The organism is Bradyrhizobium sp. SZCCHNR1015 (assembly GCF_032489875.1).
Lineage (GTDB): Bacteria > Pseudomonadota > Alphaproteobacteria > Rhizobiales > Xanthobacteraceae > Bradyrhizobium.
The window spans coordinates 149,057-167,816 of record NZ_JAUEYW010000009.1 but is presented as its reverse complement, the minus strand read 5'-3'; the positions used below and the strand labels follow the sequence as shown (position 1 = coordinate 167,816).

The following is an 18,760-nucleotide window of genomic DNA, read 5'->3' as shown; positions in this document are numbered from 1 at the left end:
CAGCGCGAACCCGGAATCCATTTCTCGTCGGCACATGCGGTCCAATGGATTCCGGGTTCGCGCTACGCGCGCCCCGGAATGACAGCAGGGATGGGGAGGCAGCTCGGTCCACACTCTCCGTCATTGCGCGCTGCGCTCGCGATGACGGTGGAGAAAGCGGTCGAGGCGGCGGCGGTTTGTCGGGTGGATGGGGACAGGCCAAAGGCAGACTCGCAAGCAATGAGGAACGTCGTCTCCCCTTTCAAAATTTGCGCGAGACTGTCATTCTGGCGAGATGACCACGCGTTCTCGTACAGTGCTGTCTACCGCCTTGACTGCCAAGCTGTCGGCGCTGGCGTCCACTCGCGAGAACTGGGATGACGAGTTGCCGGCTATTCTGGCGGACCTCTCTGCCGTTCCACATCATCTGGTTGTTCTGGCTTCCCGCGAGATCGCGCTGGCGGCGCGTCTCGGCTGGGAGCCATTATTGATGGATCGCCTGATCGGTGCATTCACCGACGAGCCGATCTATGTCCGTGATCTTGCCCTGATGCGACGAGCTCCGAACTATGCTTGGATTTTCCTATTTCATCCGAGCGGCCATGTTCGCGAAGCAGCCCTCGATTCGTTGCAAAGACCGCCCGAGTCTGCGTTCTTTCTTGCCGCTGTCGCTTGGCGGTTGAATGATTGGGCCGAGCCGGTCCGACGTGCCGCCGCGCGCTATGTGCAGCGCGTCCAACGTCAGATCGTTCCGGAAGTTGCAGCAAGCAGTGCCCCCTATCTCCTCGATCGCCGACACAGTTGGGGACGCTGGAGCCGCGAAGCCGACCTGCTCGATGACGTTTTCGGCAGGCCGGACGTGCTGCCGATCATTGCCGGCTTCCTGCAACGGACGGCGAACGGCTCGCTGGCCAAGTATCTGCGTCTACTCGCGCGCAATCCTGCGATCGATCAGTATCTACCGGCCCTGGCCGCATCGGCGATCCAGCCGCAGGTGAGGGCCATTGCCTATCGCAGCCTGCTGACAGGCAACGTCACCTGGTTCGCGGGCTATGAGTGGCAATGGATCGACAAGGTCTACGGCATCAGGAAGCGCGTTCCGAAACTCGATCACCGTCCCCTGCAGGACATCGCACTGCCGCCTGATCTGTTCTGGCAGGCGGCGCGCGACGCATCGGTGATCGTGCGGCGTGCTGCAACCGATGCGCTGATCGCCAGTCGTGCGGCCGTCCCTGACGAAGACCGGCTGATCGCGCATTTCGAGCAGGACAAGAACCCATCGGTGCGATCGCGCGCCGACTTCCTGCGCCGGCGTCCACGTCTATCGTAACGGTCGGACGCCCGCCGCCTTCCGCCGCCCCAGCCACCACAGGCCGAGATTCCAGCCGACACAGGTCGCCAGCGCGCCACTCAGACCGAACGCCGCACCGAGATGCAGGCTGCCGAGATGCAGCACGACGACGGCGAGCGAGAAGCCGATCAGGCCCCAGGCACCGTTGGCCAGCACGGCCGCGGTCGCGGGTCCGCCGATGCGCGGCTGCAGGATCAGCATCATCGAGGTGAAGACGATCGGAAACAGCGCCAGGATGCCGGAGACGCTCGGGCCGGCCCAGCCCGACACCGAGGTCACGGTCGCAACCAGCGTCGCGACCAGCGAGGCGCGTAAGGGAACGTCGTACCAGCGCCGTGTGATCAGCGGCATCTTTGCATGACGGTAGCGCGCGAGCTGCGGCAGGCAGATCGCAAAGGTCACGACGTTGGCAGCGATGCCCATCGACAGTGTCCACTCGACGCTCTTGATTAGGGCGGCGAGACCAAGCCACACCGCGACGGCGGTGGCGCTCGCCACCCCCACGCTGTGGCGCTGCGCCAGCACGGCATAGGCGAGACTGAGGAAGATCGTCGCGGCATTGATCGGCAGGCTGGTCAGCGCGCCCTGCGCGATGAAGGCGGCGTCGTGGTCGAGCGCGAGGAACACGTAGGTCGGCCCCGCCGAGATCGGCAGGGTCGCGACTAGCGCGCCAATGACGGGTCCCGTGCGCTCGGCGATCATCGACGCCGAGACCACGAATGACGCGGCGATCGCCATGCGCAGGGCCAGCAGCAGCAGGAAGGAAGGATCGAGGGACATCAGCTCATGCCGCAGCGGCGGTGGGCTCCCTCTCCCGCTTGCGGGGGAGGGCCGGGGTGGGGGCGCGGCTCGGGTGGTGCACGTCGTGTGGAGAGAATTCCCCCACCCGCCTCGCATCTGCGATGCGACCTCCCCCGCGCGCGGGGGAGGCGCAGACCGAGCGCGCCTCGCCGGCTCGCGCTCACCAACGGCGGGACACAGAATGAACGAAGGGCTACGCCGCCACCCGCTTCAGACTGACCGACACCTTCGGGCCGTTCTTGATGGTCTGATAGACCACGCAATAGCGCTCGGTGAGCTTGAGCAGCAGGTCGAGCTTGTCCTGCGGGGCGTCGGTGTCGACCTCGAAGCGCAGGCGGATCTCCTGGAAGCCGACCGGGGCCTCCTTGTCGACGCCGAGCGTGCCGCGGAAATCGAGATCGCCTTCGGCCAGCACATGGCCGCTCTTGAGCGGCACCTCGACCGCGGTCGCGACCGATTTCAAGGTGACGCCGGCGCAGGCGACCAGCGCCTCCAGCAGCATGTCGCCGGAGCACAGCTCGAGCCCGGAGCCGCCGGTTCCCGGATGCAGACCAGCCACGGCAAGCGCGCGCCCGGTCTCGAGCTTGCAGGTCAGCCCCTCCTGCCCGACCTCACCCTTGGCCTTCAAGGTGATCACGGCGGCGGACGGGTCGGCCTTGTAGCGTTCCTTGATCGGCGCCTGCATGGCGCGCAGCTCGGCAGCATCCATTTGTCGTTCTCTCCCGGATTTATTTCAGACGAGATGTACCGGGACCGGCTGCCGCTGTCACCACCACAGGCCGCCGCCGGGCTCACGCCTGCCCTGCGTGTCCGGCATCGTCCGGTCGAGCGAGCGGTCCAGCGCGGTCAGCACGTGGCGCTTGAAGTGGTCGAACAAGGGCGCGTTGCGGTCCCGCGGCCGCGACAGATTGATGGTGATCTCCTCGAACAGCCGGCCGGGATGCGGCCGCATCACCAGCACGCGGTCGGCCAGCACGAGTCCAGAGATCGAGAAGATGATCCTGCAGGTCCTTGCGGGTGAGGGCGTCGAGCGCCGAGAACGGCTCGTCGCGGCAGAGCGCACGCGCGCCGCAGACCTCATTCACCGGCTCGGCCGCGCGTCAAGCGTCGCCCCCCAGTAGAACCACGGCCGCAACCGCAGCAAATCCGCGCCCCGACAATCACCCGTCGCAGCTCCCTTGGAGCCTCGGAAATCTCTCTTTTATTACAAGAGTTTATTCCGGAAGCGCGCGAGAATTGCTTTTCCTTTCGACGGCGCGGTTCAGAACGATCATCATCCCGTGACCACCGATGACAGCATGGATCGATTGTTGCATTGGAAGTTTCGTGACAGCACAGGCCTTGTTCGATATCCGGTTGCAGCCATGGACAGCGTCGCCCCCCATTCCCACCCCGACAGCGTTTCCGATTTCGACAGCGCCGGCATCGCGGCTGCGGTCGACGCGCTGGCCGCGCAGCATTCGGGACGCGAGGACATGTTCCGCGCGGCCGTGGTGCAATTCCTCAAGGCCGAGCTGGTCAAGGCGCGCGCGGCGGCCCAGGCGCAACTGCTGAAGGACAGGCATGGCCGGCGCTGCGCCGAGCAACTCTGCTTCGTGCAGGACGAGATCATTCGCATCCTCTACGCCGCGGCCACCCAGCACCTCTATCGCTCGCAGGTACCGAGCGGCGCCGAGCGCATGGCGGTGGTCGCCACCGGCGGCTATGGCCGCGGCCTGATGGCGCCGGAGTCCGACATCGATCTGCTGTTCATCCTGCCCTACAAGCAGACCGCCTGGGGCGAGCAGGTGGCCGAAGCCATCCTGTATTCGCTGTGGGACATGGGCCTGAAGGTCGGCCACGCGACCCGCTCGGTCGACGAGTCGATCCGCCAGGCGCGCGGCGACATGACGATCCGGACCGCCATCCTGGAGACGCGTTATCTTGCAGGCGACCGGCCGCTCTATGACGAGCTGGTCGCGCGTTTCGACAGCGAGGTTGTGCAGGGCACCGCCGCCGAGTTCGTCGCCGCCAAGCTCGCCGAGCGCGAGGAGCGGCATCGCCGCGGCGGCCAGTCGCGCTATCTGGTCGAGCCCAACGTCAAGGACGGCAAGGGCGGCCTGCGCGACCTGCACACGCTGTTCTGGATCGCCAAATACGTCTACCGCGTGCGCGAGACCGCCGAGCTGGTCGAGCGCGGCGTGTTCGACGCGCATGAATACCGCACCTTCCGGCGCTGCGCGGACTTCCTGTGGTCGGTGCGCTGCAACCTGCATTTCGTCAGCGGGCGTCCGGAAGAACGGCTGTCGTTCGACCTGCAGCGCGAGATCGCGGTGCGGCTGGGCTACACCAGCCATCCCGGCATGCAGGATGTCGAGCGCTTCATGAAGCACTACTTCCTGGTCGCCAAGGAGGTCGGCAATCTCACCGCGATCCTGTGCGCCAAGCTCGAGGACCAGCAGGCCAAGCCGGCGCCGGTGCTGAGCCGGATGATCTCGCGCCTGACCACCGGCTCGACCTGGCGGCGCGTGCCGGAGAGCGACGACTTCATCGTCGACAACAACCGCATCAACCTCGCCGCGCCCGACGTCTTCAAGCACGATCCGATCAATCTGATCCGCATCTTCCGGCTGGCGCAGAAGAACAACCTCGCCTTCCATCCCGACGCGATGCGTGCGGTCACGCGCTCGTTGAACCTGATCAACACCGACCTGCGCGACGATCCCGAGGCCAACCGGCTGTTCATGGAGATCCTGACCTCCAACGATGCCGAGGTCGTGCTGCGGCGGATGAACGAGACCGGCGTGCTCGGCCACTTCATCCGCGCCTTCGGCCGCATCGTCTCGATGATGCAGTTCAACATGTATCATCACTACACGGTCGACGAGCACCTGATCCGCTGCATCGGCTTCCTGCAGGAGATCGAGCGCGGCGGCATCGACGAGTTCACCCTGGCCTCCGACCTGATGCGCAAGATCCGGCCCGAGCACCGCGCCGTCATCTACATCACCGTGCTGCTGCACGACGTTGCCAAGGGCCGCCCCGAGGACCATTCCATCGCCGGCGCCAAGATCGCGCGCCGGCTGTGCCCGCGGCTCGGCTTCAACAATGCCGACACCGAACTGGTCGCCTGGCTGATCGAGGAGCATCTGACGATGTCGACGGTGGCGCAGTCGCGCGACCTGTCGGACCGCAAGACGATCGAGAATTTCGCCGCCGTGGTGCAGTCCGTCGAGCAGATGAAGCTGCTGACCATCCTGACCACCGCAGACATTCGCGGCGTCGGCCCCGGCGTCTGGAACGGCTGGAAGGCGCAGCTCCTGCGCACGCTGTATTACGAGACCGAGCCGGTGCTGACCGGCGGCTTCTCCGAGGTCAACCGCGCCAAGCGCATTACCGCGGCGCAGGCCGAATTCCGCAACGCCTTCACCGACTGGCCGGAGGACGAGCTCAACACCTATATCGGCCGGCATTATCCGGCCTACTGGCTCAAGGTCGAGCTGCCGCGCAAGATCCGCCATGCCCGCTTCGTGCGATCGAGCGAGGATGCGGGACACAAGCTCGCGATCAATGTCGGCTTCGATCCGGCCCGCGCCGTCACCGAGCTGACGATCTTCGCGATGGACCACCCCTGGCTGCTATCGATCATCGCAGGCGCCTGCGCCTCGGCCGGCGCCAACATCGTCGACGCCCAGATCTACACCACGACCGACGGGCGCGCGCTCGATACCATCGCGATCTCCCGCGAGTATGAGCGCGACGAGGACGAGGGCCGGCGCGCGACCCGGATCGGCGAGACCATCGAGCAGGTGCTGGAAGGCAAGCTGCGGCTGCCCGACGCGGTGGCGCGGCGCACCACGCGCGGCAAGCAGCACAAGGCGTTCTCGGTCGAGCCGGAAGTGACCATCAACAATCAATGGTCGGAGCTCTACACTGTCATCGAGGTCTCCGGCCTCGACCGGCCCGGCCTGCTCTACGAGCTGACCACGGCGATCTCGAAGCTGAACCTCAACATCGCCTCCGCCCATGTCGCCACCTTCGGCGAGCGCGCCCGCGACGTGTTCTACGTCACCGACCTCCTGGGCGCGCAGATCAACGCGCCGACCCGGCAGGCCGCGATCAAGAGCGCGCTGCTGCATCTGCTGGCGAACGACGACGCGGCCGCTCAACCGGCGGCATGAGGGACCATCGCGCGGCCCTGAGCCGCTCGGAGCCGATTTGAAAAAGGGGACCGGCACCAGCGCCGGCTCACGCAGGCTTGGGGGAGCCGAACCATGGCATTGATTGCAAACATCGTCGTCGGGCTGATCGGCCTGCTGCACGTCTACATTCTCGTGCTGGAGATGTTTCTCTGGACCAAGCCGGCCGGCTTGAGGGCGTTCAACAACACGCCGGAGCGCGCGGAGCAGACCAAGGTGCTCGGCGCCAATCAGGGCCTCTACAACGGCTTCCTCGCCGCCGGCCTGTTCTGGGGCCTGGCCCACCCGGCGCCGGCCTTCGCGTTCCAGATCAAGATCTTCTTCCTGCTCTGCGTGCTGGTCGCCGGGCTTTACGGCGCGGCCACCGCGAGCCGCAAGATCCTGTTCATCCAGAGCGTGCCGGCCGCGATCGGCCTCGTGCTGGTCTGGCTCGCGGGCTGACCATCGAGTTTGCGGCCGTCCTTCGAGACGCCGGCCTCCGGCGGGCTCCTCAGGACGAGGGCGGAATTCGCGGCGCAATCTCCACCCTCATGGTGAGGAGCGCCGCCTTTGCGGCGCGTCTCGAACCATGAGGCCAATGCTCTCGCCGAAAGGCGACGAAATCAGCACACGCCCCCGCCCCGCGGAACCGCCCCACCCGCGCTCCCCTCGCCTTGCGTCCGCCAAGCCGTTCCTCCACACTGCCTTCCAGCGATGGCGCCCATTGGGCAGACCAGCCGCACAACAAATCAGGAGGAACGATAGACCCCATGCGACAGGGATATTTCCGTCTTGCAGGGGCGGCCGCTCTGGCCGTCACCCTCTCCGTCACGTCAGCCTCGGCCCAGAAGAAGTACGATCCCGGCGCTTCGGATACCGAGATCAAGATCGGCCAGACCGTGCCGTTCTCGGGTCCCGCCTCGGCCTATGCCTCGATCGGCAAGACCCAGGCCGCCTATTTCAACATGATCAACGAGCAGGGCGGCATCAACGGCCGCAAGATCAAGCTGATCCAGTATGACGACGCCTACTCGCCGCCGAAGGCCGTGGAGCAGGTGCGCAAGCTGGTCGAGGACGACGAGGTGCTGCTGACGTTCCAGATCATCGGCACGCCGTCCAACGCCGCGGTCCAGAAATACCTCAACGCCAAGAAGGTGCCGCAGCTGTTCGCGGCCACCGGCGCCACCAAGTTCACCGATCCGAAGAACTTCCCCTGGACCATGGGATACAATCCCAACTACTTCACCGAGGGCCGCATCTACGGCCAGTACATTTTGAAGGAGCACCCCAATGCCAAGGTCGGCGTGCTCTATCAGAACGACGATCTCGGCAAGGACTACCTCAACGGCATCAAGGCCGGCCTCGGCGACAAGGCGGCGACGATGATCGTGTCCGAGGCCTCCTACGAGGTCTCCGATCCCACCATCGACTCCCAGCTCCTCAAGCTCAAGGCGGCCGGCGCCGACCTGCTGTTCTCGGCCGCGACGCCGAAGCAGGCGGCGCAGGCGATCAAGAAACTGCACGAGCTCGACTGGCACCCGGTGCACATCGTCGACATCAATGCGACGTCGGTGGGCGCCGTGCTGCAGCCGGCGGGACTGGAGGCGTCGAAGGGCGTGATCTCGGTCAATTACGGCAAGGACCCGCTCGACCCGCAGTGGAAGGACGATCCGGGCATGAAGCGCTATTTCGAGTTCATGGCCAAGTACTATCCGGACGGCGACAAGAACTCGAACTTCAACACCTATGGCTATGGCAATGCCGAACTGCTGGTGACCATCTTGAAGATGTGCGGCGACAATCTCACGCGCGAGAACGTCATGAAGCAGGCAGCGTCGCTGAAGGATGTCGTCGGCGACCTGTCGCTGCCGGGCATGAAGATCAACACCTCGCCGACCGACTACCGCGTCAACAAGCAGTTGCAGATGATGAAGTTCAACGGTGAGCGCTGGGAGCTGTTCGGCCCGATCCTGGAGGACAAGGGCGCGGCAGGTTAGCACTGCTCAACGTCGTTCTGGGCGGCGCGCAGCGACGAACCCGGAACCTCGAGATTCCGGGTTCGCGCTCCGCGCGCCCCGGAACGACGTGATCGACATCGAAGGTGCGGGGCTGCGCGAGGGCGCGGCCCCGTTTTGCGTCGCGGCACGGATTGCGCCGGTTGGTCGCTCCCTGAAACGTTGCCTTGTCGACTTGCTTCCTCCACACTCGCGTGCAGCGATGGCGATATAACAACCAGGAAGAACCATCGACAACATCACCGGAGGGAGGACCCGCATGAGAACGTCACTGTTCGGTCTCGGCGGCGCCAAGACATGTGCAATCGCACTTGCTGCGTCGCTTGCCATTGCTCTGCCCACGTCGTCCGCCGACGCCCAGAAGAAATACGACACCGGCGCGACCGACACCGAGATCAAGATCGGCCAGACCGTGCCGTTCTCCGGCCCGGCCTCCGCCTATGCCGGCATCGGCAAGACGCAGGCCGCCTATCTAAAGATGATCAACGACAAGGGCGGCATCAACGGCCGCAAGCTCAACCTGATCCAGTATGACGATGCCTATTCTCCGCCTAAGGCGGTCGAGCAGGTGCGCAAGCTGGTCGAAGGCGACGAAGTGCTGTTCACCTTCCAGATCATCGGCACGCCCTCGAACGCCGCCGTGCAGAAATATCTCAACGGCAAAAAGGTGCCGCAGCTCCTGGCATCGACCGGCGCCTCGCGCTTCACCGATCCGCAGAATTTCCCGTGGACCATCGCCTACAATCCGAACTACCAGTCGGAGGGACGGATCTACGCCAAATACATTCTCGCCAACCACCCCAATGCCAAGATCGGCATCCTCTACCAGAACGACGATCTCGGCCGCGACTACATCGCCGGCCTCAGAAGCGGCCTCGGCGCCAAGGCCGATACGATGATCGTGTCGGAGGCATCCTATGAGCTGTCCGATCCGACGGTCGACTCGCAAATCGTCAAGCTGAAGTCGTCGGGCGCGGACCTGCTCTACGACGCCTCGACGCCGAAATTCGCGGCGCAGGCGATCAAGAAGCTCGCCGATCTCGGCTGGAAGCCGGTGCACATCCTCGACATCAATGCCAGCCCGGTGTCGGCGACCTTGAAGCCGGCCGGCCTCGACATCTCCAAGGACATCATCAGCACCAATTACGGCAAGGACCCGGCCGACCCGCAATGGAAGGACGATCCGGGCGTGAAGGCCTATTTCGAGTTCATGGACAAGTATTATCCGGAGGGCGACAAGCTCAACACCGTCAACACTTACGGCTATTCGACCGCGGAGCTGCTGGTGCAGATCCTGCGCCAGTGCGGTGACGACCTGACGCGCGAGAACGTGATGCGCCAGGCCGCCAGCATCAAGGGCTTCGTGCCCAGCCTCGCGCTGCCCGGCCTCTCGATCACGACGTCGCCGACCGACTTCCGCATCAACAAGCAGATGCAGATGATGAAGTTCAATGGCGAGCGCTGGGAGCTGTTCGGCCCGATCATCGAGGACACGGGAGCCGCGGGGTAAGCCCCCGCGACTAAGCGCAAGAGGCAACAAATCGTGCCAAAACCTCAACTCCGCTCCCTCCCCCCTTGTGGGGGAGGGTTGGGGAGGGGGTAGCCACGAAGACGGTCGCCCGGAGCTACCCCCCTCCCTAGCCCTCCCCCCACAAGGGGGGAGGGAACGGACGATTTTCGTGGCAAAGCATAATGGCCCACGCGACGCTAACGAGCCTACGCTGCCCTCACCGGCCGCGGCCGCTCGGGTCATCACGGCGGCCTCTGGAATACTAGGTCACCCGCCTTCGGCGGATGACGACACTCGTCGCGACAGCAACCACCGTCGCCTCACAGGCGCATCAATCGCTGCTGACGCTACCCAGGTCCCGCTGCTTCACGACCCGGTCGATCAAGCCCCACTGCAGGCCTTCATCCGCGGTCATGAAATGATCGCGATCGAGCGTACGTTCGACATCCTCGTAGCTGCGTCCGCAATGCTCGGCATAGAGCCGGATCATGCGGCGCTTGGTCTGCTCCATCTCCCTGGCGTGGATCAGGATGTCGGACGCCTGGCCCTGGAAGCCGCCGAGCGGCTGATGCACGTGAAGGCTCGCATTGGGCAGCGCGGTGCGCTCGCCAGGCTCCCCCGCCATCAGCAGGAACGACCCCATCGAGCGCGCCGTTCCCATGCACAGCGTATGCACCGGCGCCTTGACGAATTGCATCGTGTCGTACATCGCGAGCCCGCTGGTGATCACGCCGCCGGGCGAATTGATGTAGAGGTGGATCGGCCGCTTCGGGTTCTCTGCCTCGAGAAACAGCAGTTGCGCGCAGACCAGGGCGGAGACGGTGTCGTTGACCTCGCCGTTGAGGAAGACGATCCGCTCGCGCAGCAGCCGCGAATAGATGTCGAAGGATCGCTCTCCCCGGCTCGACTGCTCGATGACCATGGGGACGAGTTGCATCGTGTCGCGCATGCGCGAGCTCCCGTTCAGTGAGTTGCTGATGAGTTGAAGCGTCAGGCCGCGCGCATCAAACTGCGCGTGTTGCCGTTCGCCGCCGGCGGCGTTCGCCGCATCAGCGTCGCCGCGGCCAGCCCGTGGATGATCCTGAGCCGCGTGCCGCCATCGGCGTTGGGCATGACCTGGAACGTCACGATGCTTTCGAGGTAGGGCGGCTCGTCGTCGCGCATGCGGTAGCGCACTTCCTCGCCTGGCGTCGACGAGATCGGCGCGGCATCGGCGAGGTCGCCGGGCGGCAGCCAGGTGTCGCGCAGCGCCGGACTGCTGATGGCACGCCAGACTTTCTCCGGCGGCGCATCGAGCTCGTAGTCGAGCACCAGTTCATCGCCCTGCGCGTCAGCCTCGAGATCGGTCATTGGTCCATGTCCTTCAGCAGGGTTTTCAATGCATCGACCCGTGATGGCCAGTAGGCGCGGTACTTCGCCAGCCAGCGCGCGATGTGCGCCAGGCCATTCGGATCGACCTCGTAGTTGACGAAGCGGCCCTGCCGCTCTTCCCGCACCAGCCCCGCGTTCCGCAGCACCGCGAGATGCTGCGACATCGCCGGCTGGCTGATCGTCAAACCTTCGCGAAGGGCGCTGGCATTCATGCCGCCGGCCGCGAGCTTCTCGAAGATCGCGTAGCGCGTCGGATCGGCCAGCGCCTTGAAGATGTCACTCTCGATCATGACGACACATAAGCATAAACTTATGTTTTGTGCAAGCCCGCAGCCCAAGCATTGGCGAGCCTATCGAGCGATCCCACGCTCGCGGACTGCATTCCACTGTAGAAAACACTCTCGCAAAGTCCCCCGCTGCGCTCCCTCCCCCCTTGTGGGGGAGGGTTGGGGAGGGGGGCCTCCGGGCGACCGTCTTCGTGGCCACCCCCTCCCTAACCCTCCCCCACAAGGGGGGAGGGAACCTACCGCCGATGGGGCGTCGACTTCGACCAACACTGCTGAGAAAAAACTACGCCGGCACCTCGCCAAAGTTCTTCCCCACCGGCAGTACCGCATGCCGGATGAGCCGCGAGTCTTCCACCGCCGCCTGCCTGTGCTTCACCGCTTCGCGGTAGACGGGATCCCGGATCATCTCGACGAACGCCTGCACGGACGGATATTCCGCGATGAAGCAGTGATCCCAGCGCTCCTCCTGCGGGCCGATCAGCATCAGCTCGAAGCGGCCCTGCCAGATGATGCGGCCGCCGAGGCGCTCGAACACCGGGCCGCTCTCGCGGCCATAGGCGGCATAGGCTTCCGCGCCGCTGACCTTGCGTCCGTCGGGATAGGCCGCCTCCTTGCGCAGTCGCACCAGGTTCAGCATGTGGATCGGACCCGGGCGGTCGTTCTCCCGGAACTGCGCGAACACCTCCTTGGTGGGATCGATATGGCCCATGAACTCCCTCGTCTGTTGTTGTTTACCTTGGCTTAACCATAACGCGGCGTTACGAGCGCGAAACTCCTAATCGCGCGTTAAGCTCTTCCTAACTGCCCCTTAAACTCCGGACATTACCGTGGTCGGACGGCGGGATCGCGGGCTCGGGTTGCGTATGGCGCGGGGACGGAAACAGGGCGGCGGACGCAAGGAGCCGCGATTCGGTCTTGCGGCCGCGATGGCCGATCTGCGCCTCGACCCCAAGGATCGCATTCCCTCCGACAACGCGCCCAAGAAGTCCGCTGCAAAGAAAAGGCCGGTTGAGCCGGACGACGAGGACGATGTGCCGGCGCGCGCGCCGAAAGCCACCCCACCGAAACCGAAGCCTGCCCGAGCCAAGTCACGCTGGGGGATGTCGGTCGGCCGCATGTTCTACTGGGCACTGGTCTGCGGCCTGTGGGGCGTGATCGCGCTGGTCGGCGTCGTGATCTGGGCCGGCGCGCATCTGCCGCCGATCCAGTCGCTGGAGATCCCGAAGCGGCCGCCGACGATCGAGATCGTGGGCTATGACGGCAGCATGCTGGCGCAGCGCGGCGAGATGGCGGGCGCCAATGTCGCGCTGAAGGATCTGCCGCCCTATCTGCCGAAGGCCTTCATCGCCATCGAGGACCGCCGCTTCTATCAGCATTTCGGCATCGATCCGATCGGCATCGCCCGCGCCGTGGTCGCCAACGTCCTGCATCGCGGCGTGTCGCAGGGCGGCTCGACCCTGACGCAGCAGCTCGCCAAGAACCTGTTCCTGACCCAGGAGCGTACGCTGGCGCGCAAGCTGCAGGAGGCCGAGCTGGCGCTGTGGCTGGAGCGCAAATATTCCAAGCGCGAGATCCTGGAGCTGTATCTCAACCGGGTCTATTTCGGCTCCGGCGCCTATGGCGTCGAGGCGGCGGCGCAGCGCTATTTCGGCAAGTCGGCGCGGCAGGTGACGATCGGCGAGGCCGCGATGCTCGCAGGTCTCGTCAAGTCTCCGTCGCGGCTGGCGCCGAACCGCAACCCGGAGGGCGCCGCCAAGCGCGCGCAGACCGTGCTCGCGGCGATGGCCGACGCCAAGTTCATCACCGACGCCCAGGCGCAGGCCCAGATCGCGCACCCTTCCGTCGCAGTGAAGCCGGCGGGCGCCGGCACCATCAACTACGTCGCCGACTGGATCGGCGAGGTGCTCGACGATCTCGTCGGCCAGGTCGAGGAATCGATCGTGGTGGAGACCACGATCGATCCGAAGCTGCAGAGCGTCGCCGAGGCGGCCATCATCGACGAGCTCGCGGCGAAGAGCGTCAAGTTCAACGTCAGCCAGGGGGCGCTGGTGGCGATGACGCCGGACGGCGCCGTGCGCGCCATGGTCGGCGGCCGCAACTATTCCGACAGCCAGTTCAACCGCGCCGTCACCGCCAAGCGCCAGCCCGGCTCGGCGTTCAAGCCGTTCGTCTATCTCACCGCAATCGAGCAGGGCCTGACGCCGGACACGGTCCGGCAGGACGCGCCGCTCGATCTGAAGGGCTGGAAGCCGGAGAACTACACCCGCGAATATTTCGGCCCGGTGACCTTGACCCAGGCGCTGGCGATGTCGCTCAACACGGTCGCAGTGCGCGTCGGCCTCGAGGTCGGGCCGAAGAACGTGGTGCGGACCGCGCACCGGCTCGGCATCGCCTCCAGGCTCGATCCCAACCCGTCGATCGCGCTCGGCACCTCCGAGGTGTCGATGATCGAGCTGGTCGGCGCCTATGCGCCGTTCTCGAATGGCGGCCTCGCCGTCTCGCCGCATGTGGTGACGCGGATCAGGACGCTCGACGGCAAGCTGCTCTACATGCGCCAGACCGAGCAGCCGGTGCAGGTGATCGAGCCGCGCAACGCGGCGATGATGAATCAGATGATGCAGGAGACGCTGATCTCGGGCACCGCGAAGAAGGCCGAGATCCCGGGCTGGACCGCTGCCGGCAAGACCGGCACCAGCCAGGATTTCCGCGACGCGTGGTTCATCGGCTACACCGCGCATCTCGTCACCGGCGTCTGGCTCGGCAATGACGACAACTCGCCGACCAAGAAGGCGACCGGCGGCGGCCTGCCGGTCGAGGTCTGGACGCGCTTCATGCGACCAGCGCATCAGGGCGTGCCGGTGGCGGCGCTGCCGAATGCACAGAGCCCCGGCGTGGTCCCGACACTGGCGCAGATCGCCTCACAGATCACGGCGCCGACGGCCCCTGCCCCCAATGCCGCCTACTCCGCGCGCTCGGCGCCGCCGCCAAGCCGCAACAATGTGCGGCCGGAGCCCGCCGCCGGCCTCGATGGCTGGCTGGTCGACCGGCTGTTCGGTGGTCGGCGCTGAGCTGAGCTCATCGCGTGACGACTTGCGCCACGCCCACCGTCATTCCGGGGCAAGGCCGCAGGCCTTGAACCCGGAAGCTCGAGTGGCTTGGCAGGCGTTCGTTTCAACAATCTCGGGCTTCCGGGTTCAATCGTCGACGCGCATGCGCGCGTTCACGATTGCCCCGGAATGACGATGGCTCGGCTGAGGATGGATGCAGCCCGGCTGGCTCAGCCGGCCGCCTTGGCGATCGGAAGCGGAGCCGGGTCAACCGCCGCAGAACCAGCCGTCTGCGCCAAAACGCGTCCGATCTGCCGCAGCATCAGGCTCGCGCGGTGGGCGCTGTAGTCCAGCAGCCAGCGGCTGAAGGCACTGGCGGCCATCGGCCGCGCGAACAGGAAGCCCTGCATCGCATCGCAGCCGAGCTCGGCCAGCAGCTTGCGCTGCGGCTCGGTCTCGACCCCTTCGGCGACCACGGCCACGTCGAGGCTCTGGCCGACGCGCACGACCGCGGTCACGATCGCCCGCGTGCCGCTGTCGTTCTCGAAATCACGCATGAAGCTGCGATCGATCTTCAGCTCGTCGATCGGCAGCTGGGCCAGCCGGCTCAGGCTGGAATAGCCGGTGCCGAAATCGTCCAGCGACAGGCCGACGCCCATGTTGCGCAGCTCGTTCATGGTCGCGATCACCGTGGCGCGCTCGTTGAGGATCACCCCTTCGGTGATCTCCAGCATCAGCATCTTCGCCGGCAGGTCGTTGGCGGCCAGGATCTGCGCCACCATCGCCGCCAGGTTGACGTTCTGGAAGTTGATCGGCGACAGGTTCACCGAGATGCAGGGGATATCGAGACCGGCACGCCGCCACGACGCCATCTGCTGACAGGCCAGCTTGATCGACCACACACCGATCTGCTCGATCAGACCACATTCCTCGGCAAGCGGAATGAACTTGGCGGGCGAGACCTCGCCGAGCACCGGATCGTGCCAGCGCGCCAGCGCTTCGACGCCGTGGATCGCGCCGTCGCGGGTGCGGATCTGCGGCTGATAGTGCAGGGTCAGGGCCTCGCTGGCGATCGCCTCGCGCAGCGCGGTCGAATGCATCAGCCGCTCTTCGGCGAGCTTGTCGATGTCGGCGCTGAAGAAGCGGTAGGTCGCCCGTCCCCCGCGCTTGGCCTTGTACATCGCCGCATCGGCCTGCTTGATCAGGGTCTCGATGTCCTTGGCATTATCGGGATAGAGGCTGAGCCCCATGCTCGCCGACATCGGCACCTGCCGCTTGCCGATCGTCAGCGGCATGGCGAGCGCCGCGGTGATCCGCGCCGCCGCCAGCGAGGCCTCGAGCGGATCGCGGTTCTGCAGCACGATCACGAACTCGTCGCCGCCGAGCCGGCCCAGCATGTCGCCGGCGCGAATCTGCGCCCGCAGGCGGTTGGCGAAGCCGACCAGGAACTCGTCGCCGGCGGCATGGCCCAGCGTGTCGTTGACGTCCTTGAAATTGTCGGCGTCGAGGAAGGCGACGGCGACGTGTCCGCCTTCCGGACAGGCCTTGATGGCCTCGGCGATCAGCGACGGGATGCGGGCACGGTTGGGCAGGCCCGTCAGCATGTCGTGATAGGCGACCTGCGAGATCGTCGAGCGGACCTCCTGGCGCTCGATGGCGAGCGCACCGAGCTGGACGCAGGCGGCGACGATCTGCTCGTGCCAGGGGCTGGGGCCGCGGCATTCACGGAAGTAGAAGGCAAAGGTGCCGATGACGCGGCCGTCCTTGCCCTTGATGGGCGACGACCAGCAGGCGCGCAGGCCGGCGGCGAGCGGGCCGGCCTTGTAGGGCTGCCAGCGCGGATCATTGTCGATGTCGCGCGACAGCACCGGCTCGCAGAGATAGGCGGCGGTGCCGCAGGAGCCGACGTCCGGCCCGATCGGGATCCCGTCGAGGCTGGCGGAAAAATCGGCCGGCAGGCTCGGGCCGCCGAGCGGATGCACGTGCCCATCGGAATCGACGTGCAGGATCGAGCAGACGACGTCAGGGGCGAGCTCTTCGACCCGGCGGCACAGTTGATCGGCGATGGTCGTGATCGAAACGTCGGACGCCAGCGACGCCATGATCAGCTGCTGCAGCGAGCGCAGCTGCTTGGTCTCCCGGATGTCCGTGAGCAGCCCGAACAGATATCTGACCTTGCCCCGCCTGGTCCGGTGCGCCTTGACATAGGCGGTCGTCCAGATCTCGCGGCCGTCCTTGTCGTAGACCAGCACGTCCTCCTCGATGCCGCGGTCGTCCTCGAGGCATTGCCTCAGCCGGTTGACGATGGCGGGATCGGTGCAGGGGCCGGTCAGCAGTTCCTCGGCGCGGCGCCCGATCGCCTGTTCAGGCGTGTAGCCGAACAGGCTGGCAAAGGCGGCGTTGGTGTACAGGACGTTGAGATGGCGATCGGTGACGATGACGGCCCGGTTGGTCCGATCGGCGACCGATGTCAGCAGCGCATTGCGCTCGCGCATGTCGACTTCGGTGGTCACGTCACGAATGAACAGCAACGAACGGACCGGCTCATCCTCCCGGCCCGGCGGGAGCGCGCACAATGACAGGCGGAGGCGGGTCCGCCCGCCGTCGGCATGACGCATCGTCATTTCGCGGGCGTCGGACTGATCCGGCTCCTGCTGCGTGTCGGTCGCCTCGGCGCACGGGGTCGCCGCGATCAGATCCGCGGGGAGACCCAGGCTTTCGAGGTCGGCGCCGACCAGAGCGGCCGGCTCACGCCGCAGCAGCACCGACGCCGCCTGATTGGCGTGCTGGACGTGGCCCTGCGCGTCGAGAAAGAGAATCGCCTCGGAGGCACCGTCGAGCGCGGCAGAGAGCAATTGTGTGGATGCGGCCGGTTGAAACTCGCTTGCAAACATCGTTCGATTCGAGGCGCGCTGCACGTTTCGAGAGAAACGATCGGCGCTTTGGTTGCAGCGAACGGCCCGGCAGCTCGCTGGGACGTCACCTTGGGTTGATTGCGGTAAATCTGGCGAGCGCAGCGTTACAGCCACGTTAAGGCGCCGCCGATTTGGGCAATATCCTGCGACTGCAGGCGAGAAGGCTTAAGAATTCGATAGTCCGCAGGCGGGTTCTGAGTTCATCGATGCAGATTGGAACCCGACGAAGAAATGGCCCGGACCAGAAGGCCGGGCCATTGGGACTCACATCGTCGAGAGGTCTGTCGTCGAGACCTCAGTCGTCGATGCCATAGCGATGCAGATCGTTGCCGCAGGTGTCGAGCCACTTCTTGGCGCGCTCGACCGAGGCGCAGATTCTGCCGCACACCTTCCAGAACCGCGGCGAGTGGTTCATCTCGATCAGATGCGCGACCTCGTGCGCGGCGAGATAGTCGAGCACGAAGGGCGGCGCCAGGATGAGACGCCACGAGAACGACAGCGAGCCGGCCGAGGTGCACGAGCCCCAGCGGCTCGACTGGTCGCGGATCGACAGCCGCTTGACCTTGACGCCGAGCTGCTCGGCATAGCCGTCGGCGGCCTTCTGCAGGTCACGGCGCGCCTCGCGCTTGAGGAAGTCGAGCACGCGGCGTTCGGTGTGCTCGATCCCGCCGGCCACGCACAGGATCTTCTCGCCACTGTCGCGCGTCTCGGTCCACACCGTGCCGCGCTCGCCGGCGCGATGCACGATCTTGTGCGGCACGCCGCGCAGCGGCACCAACGTGCCCGGCAGGAATGGCGCCGCCTTCGGCAGCCGGCCGAGACGCGCCGCGATCCACGCGCCGTGACGCTGCGCGAAGTCTTTCGCTTCGATGATGGTGCCGCGCGGAGGCATCGTCAGGATCGCTTCGCGATCCGACGGATGAATTCTCAGGGTATAACGTCGCGCACGACGGTGACGCCGCAATCTAATCGAGTAGATTTGCGAGCCGTGCTTGACGAGAAGACGCGAGGGTTCGGCGGGCCGCCGATAAAGTAGCGCGCGAGTGGCCATTTCTGTCAGTCCGGGGGGTAAGAACTCGCCCGGATTTTGCCACATCCACCGCCAGGGAAAGCGCTCGGCGCAAAAACAAATCATTTGCCCAACATACAGGGGTTCCGAAGGTTCCGCACCCCAGCAGTTGGGCCTCTCAGGCTCCCGAAGATATGAATTCAGGTTCAAAAGCATCGCTCAAGGAGCGACGCCACATTCACTGCTTGAGTCACTCCTGAATTCCGGTTTCTACCGTCCCTTCAAAGAGTTACCGCGCAGCCGGATTCGGATGCGCGG

14 protein-coding genes and 1 pseudogene are annotated in these 18,760 nt (G+C 65.6%); 6 read left to right on the top strand and 9 right to left on the bottom strand.

Annotated features, from left to right (window positions below; genetic code table 11):
• The first annotated feature begins 310 nt into the window (after positions 1 to 310).
• The gene (locus QX128_RS17030; RefSeq protein ID WP_316238018.1) at positions 311 to 1,309 is read left to right on the top strand and encodes a hypothetical protein; all 999 of its coding nucleotides are present in this window, start codon (positions 311 to 313) and stop codon (positions 1,307 to 1,309) included.
• Here QX128_RS17030 and QX128_RS17025 read toward each other — a convergent pair.
• The 3 genes and pseudogenes from QX128_RS17025 to QX128_RS17015 all read right to left on the bottom strand — a co-directional run.
• The gene (locus tag QX128_RS17025; protein WP_316238017.1) at positions 1,301 to 2,110 is read right to left on the bottom strand and encodes a hypothetical protein; all 810 of its coding nucleotides are present in this window, start codon (positions 2,108 to 2,110) and stop codon (positions 1,301 to 1,303) included. The genes QX128_RS17030 and QX128_RS17025 overlap by 9 nt on opposite strands.
• A gap of 214 nt (positions 2,111 to 2,324) precedes the next feature.
• Positions 2,325 to 2,840, bottom strand: a complete 516-nt coding sequence (locus QX128_RS17020; RefSeq protein ID WP_315803820.1) for an OsmC family protein — start codon at positions 2,838 to 2,840, stop codon at positions 2,325 to 2,327.
• Positions 2,841 to 2,897: 57 nt separating this feature from the next.
• Positions 2,898 to 3,207 (bottom strand): annotated as a pseudogene (locus QX128_RS17015) (ABC transporter ATP-binding protein); the annotation flags it as partial.
• Positions 3,208 to 3,495: 288 nt separating this feature from the next.
• On the opposite strand from QX128_RS17015, the gene QX128_RS17010 reads away from it, so the two are divergent.
• The 4 genes from QX128_RS17010 to QX128_RS16995 all read left to right on the top strand — a co-directional run bounded on the left by QX128_RS17010 (position 3,496) and on the right by QX128_RS16995 (position 9,813).
• The gene (locus tag QX128_RS17010; RefSeq protein WP_316238016.1) at positions 3,496 to 6,291 is read left to right on the top strand and encodes a [protein-PII] uridylyltransferase; all 2,796 of its coding nucleotides are present in this window, start codon (positions 3,496 to 3,498) and stop codon (positions 6,289 to 6,291) included.
• A gap of 93 nt (positions 6,292 to 6,384) precedes the next feature.
• Positions 6,385 to 6,750 carry a DUF1304 domain-containing protein gene (locus tag QX128_RS17005; RefSeq protein WP_316238015.1) on the top strand — a complete coding sequence of 122 codons (366 nt, stop codon included), beginning with the start codon at positions 6,385 to 6,387 and terminating at the stop codon, positions 6,748 to 6,750.
• Between the two features lie 308 nt (positions 6,751 to 7,058).
• Complete coding sequence (locus QX128_RS17000) at positions 7,059 to 8,285, top strand: ABC transporter substrate-binding protein (RefSeq protein WP_316238014.1); 1,227 nt, start codon at positions 7,059 to 7,061, stop codon at positions 8,283 to 8,285.
• A gap of 277 nt (positions 8,286 to 8,562) precedes the next feature.
• Complete coding sequence (locus QX128_RS16995) at positions 8,563 to 9,813, top strand: ABC transporter substrate-binding protein (protein WP_316238013.1); 1,251 nt, start codon at positions 8,563 to 8,565, stop codon at positions 9,811 to 9,813.
• Positions 9,814 to 10,144: 331 nt separating this feature from the next.
• Here QX128_RS16995 and QX128_RS16990 read toward each other — a convergent pair whose 3' ends face one another.
• The 4 genes from QX128_RS16990 to QX128_RS16975 all read right to left on the bottom strand — a co-directional run bounded on the left by QX128_RS16990 (position 10,145) and on the right by QX128_RS16975 (position 12,180).
• On the bottom strand, positions 10,145 to 10,762 hold the full coding sequence (locus tag QX128_RS16990; RefSeq protein ID WP_316179172.1) for an ATP-dependent Clp protease proteolytic subunit: 618 nt from the start codon (positions 10,760 to 10,762) through the stop codon (positions 10,145 to 10,147).
• Positions 10,763 to 10,803: 41 nt separating this feature from the next.
• A complete protein-coding gene (locus QX128_RS16985) occupies positions 10,804 to 11,163 on the bottom strand; it encodes a polyketide cyclase (protein ID WP_316179170.1) in 360 nt (119 codons plus the stop codon).
• The gene (locus QX128_RS16980; protein ID WP_315803827.1) at positions 11,160 to 11,474 is read right to left on the bottom strand and encodes a metalloregulator ArsR/SmtB family transcription factor; all 315 of its coding nucleotides are present in this window, start codon (positions 11,472 to 11,474) and stop codon (positions 11,160 to 11,162) included. Before QX128_RS16980 ends, QX128_RS16985 begins: the two co-directional genes overlap by 4 nt.
• Before the next feature lie 280 nt (positions 11,475 to 11,754).
• Complete coding sequence (locus QX128_RS16975; RefSeq protein ID WP_315803828.1) at positions 11,755 to 12,180, bottom strand: DUF1330 domain-containing protein; 426 nt, start codon at positions 12,178 to 12,180, stop codon at positions 11,755 to 11,757.
• 154 nt (positions 12,181 to 12,334) lie between these two features.
• On the opposite strand from QX128_RS16975, the gene QX128_RS16970 reads away from it, so the two are divergent.
• Positions 12,335 to 14,539 (top strand): penicillin-binding protein 1A, encoded by a 2,205-nt coding sequence (locus tag QX128_RS16970; protein ID WP_316238081.1) that lies wholly within the window; start codon positions 12,335 to 12,337, stop codon positions 14,537 to 14,539.
• A 209-nt stretch (positions 14,540 to 14,748) separates the two neighbouring features.
• On the opposite strand, the gene QX128_RS16965 is transcribed toward QX128_RS16970, so the two are convergent.
• Positions 14,749 to 17,412, bottom strand: a complete 2,664-nt coding sequence (locus tag QX128_RS16965) for an EAL domain-containing protein (RefSeq protein ID WP_316238012.1) — start codon at positions 17,410 to 17,412, stop codon at positions 14,749 to 14,751.
• Positions 17,413 to 17,728: 316 nt separating this feature from the next.
• A complete protein-coding gene (locus tag QX128_RS16960) occupies positions 17,729 to 18,568 on the bottom strand; it encodes a SprT family zinc-dependent metalloprotease (RefSeq protein WP_316238080.1) in 840 nt (279 codons plus the stop codon).
• Positions 18,569 to 18,760 lie beyond the last annotated feature (192 nt).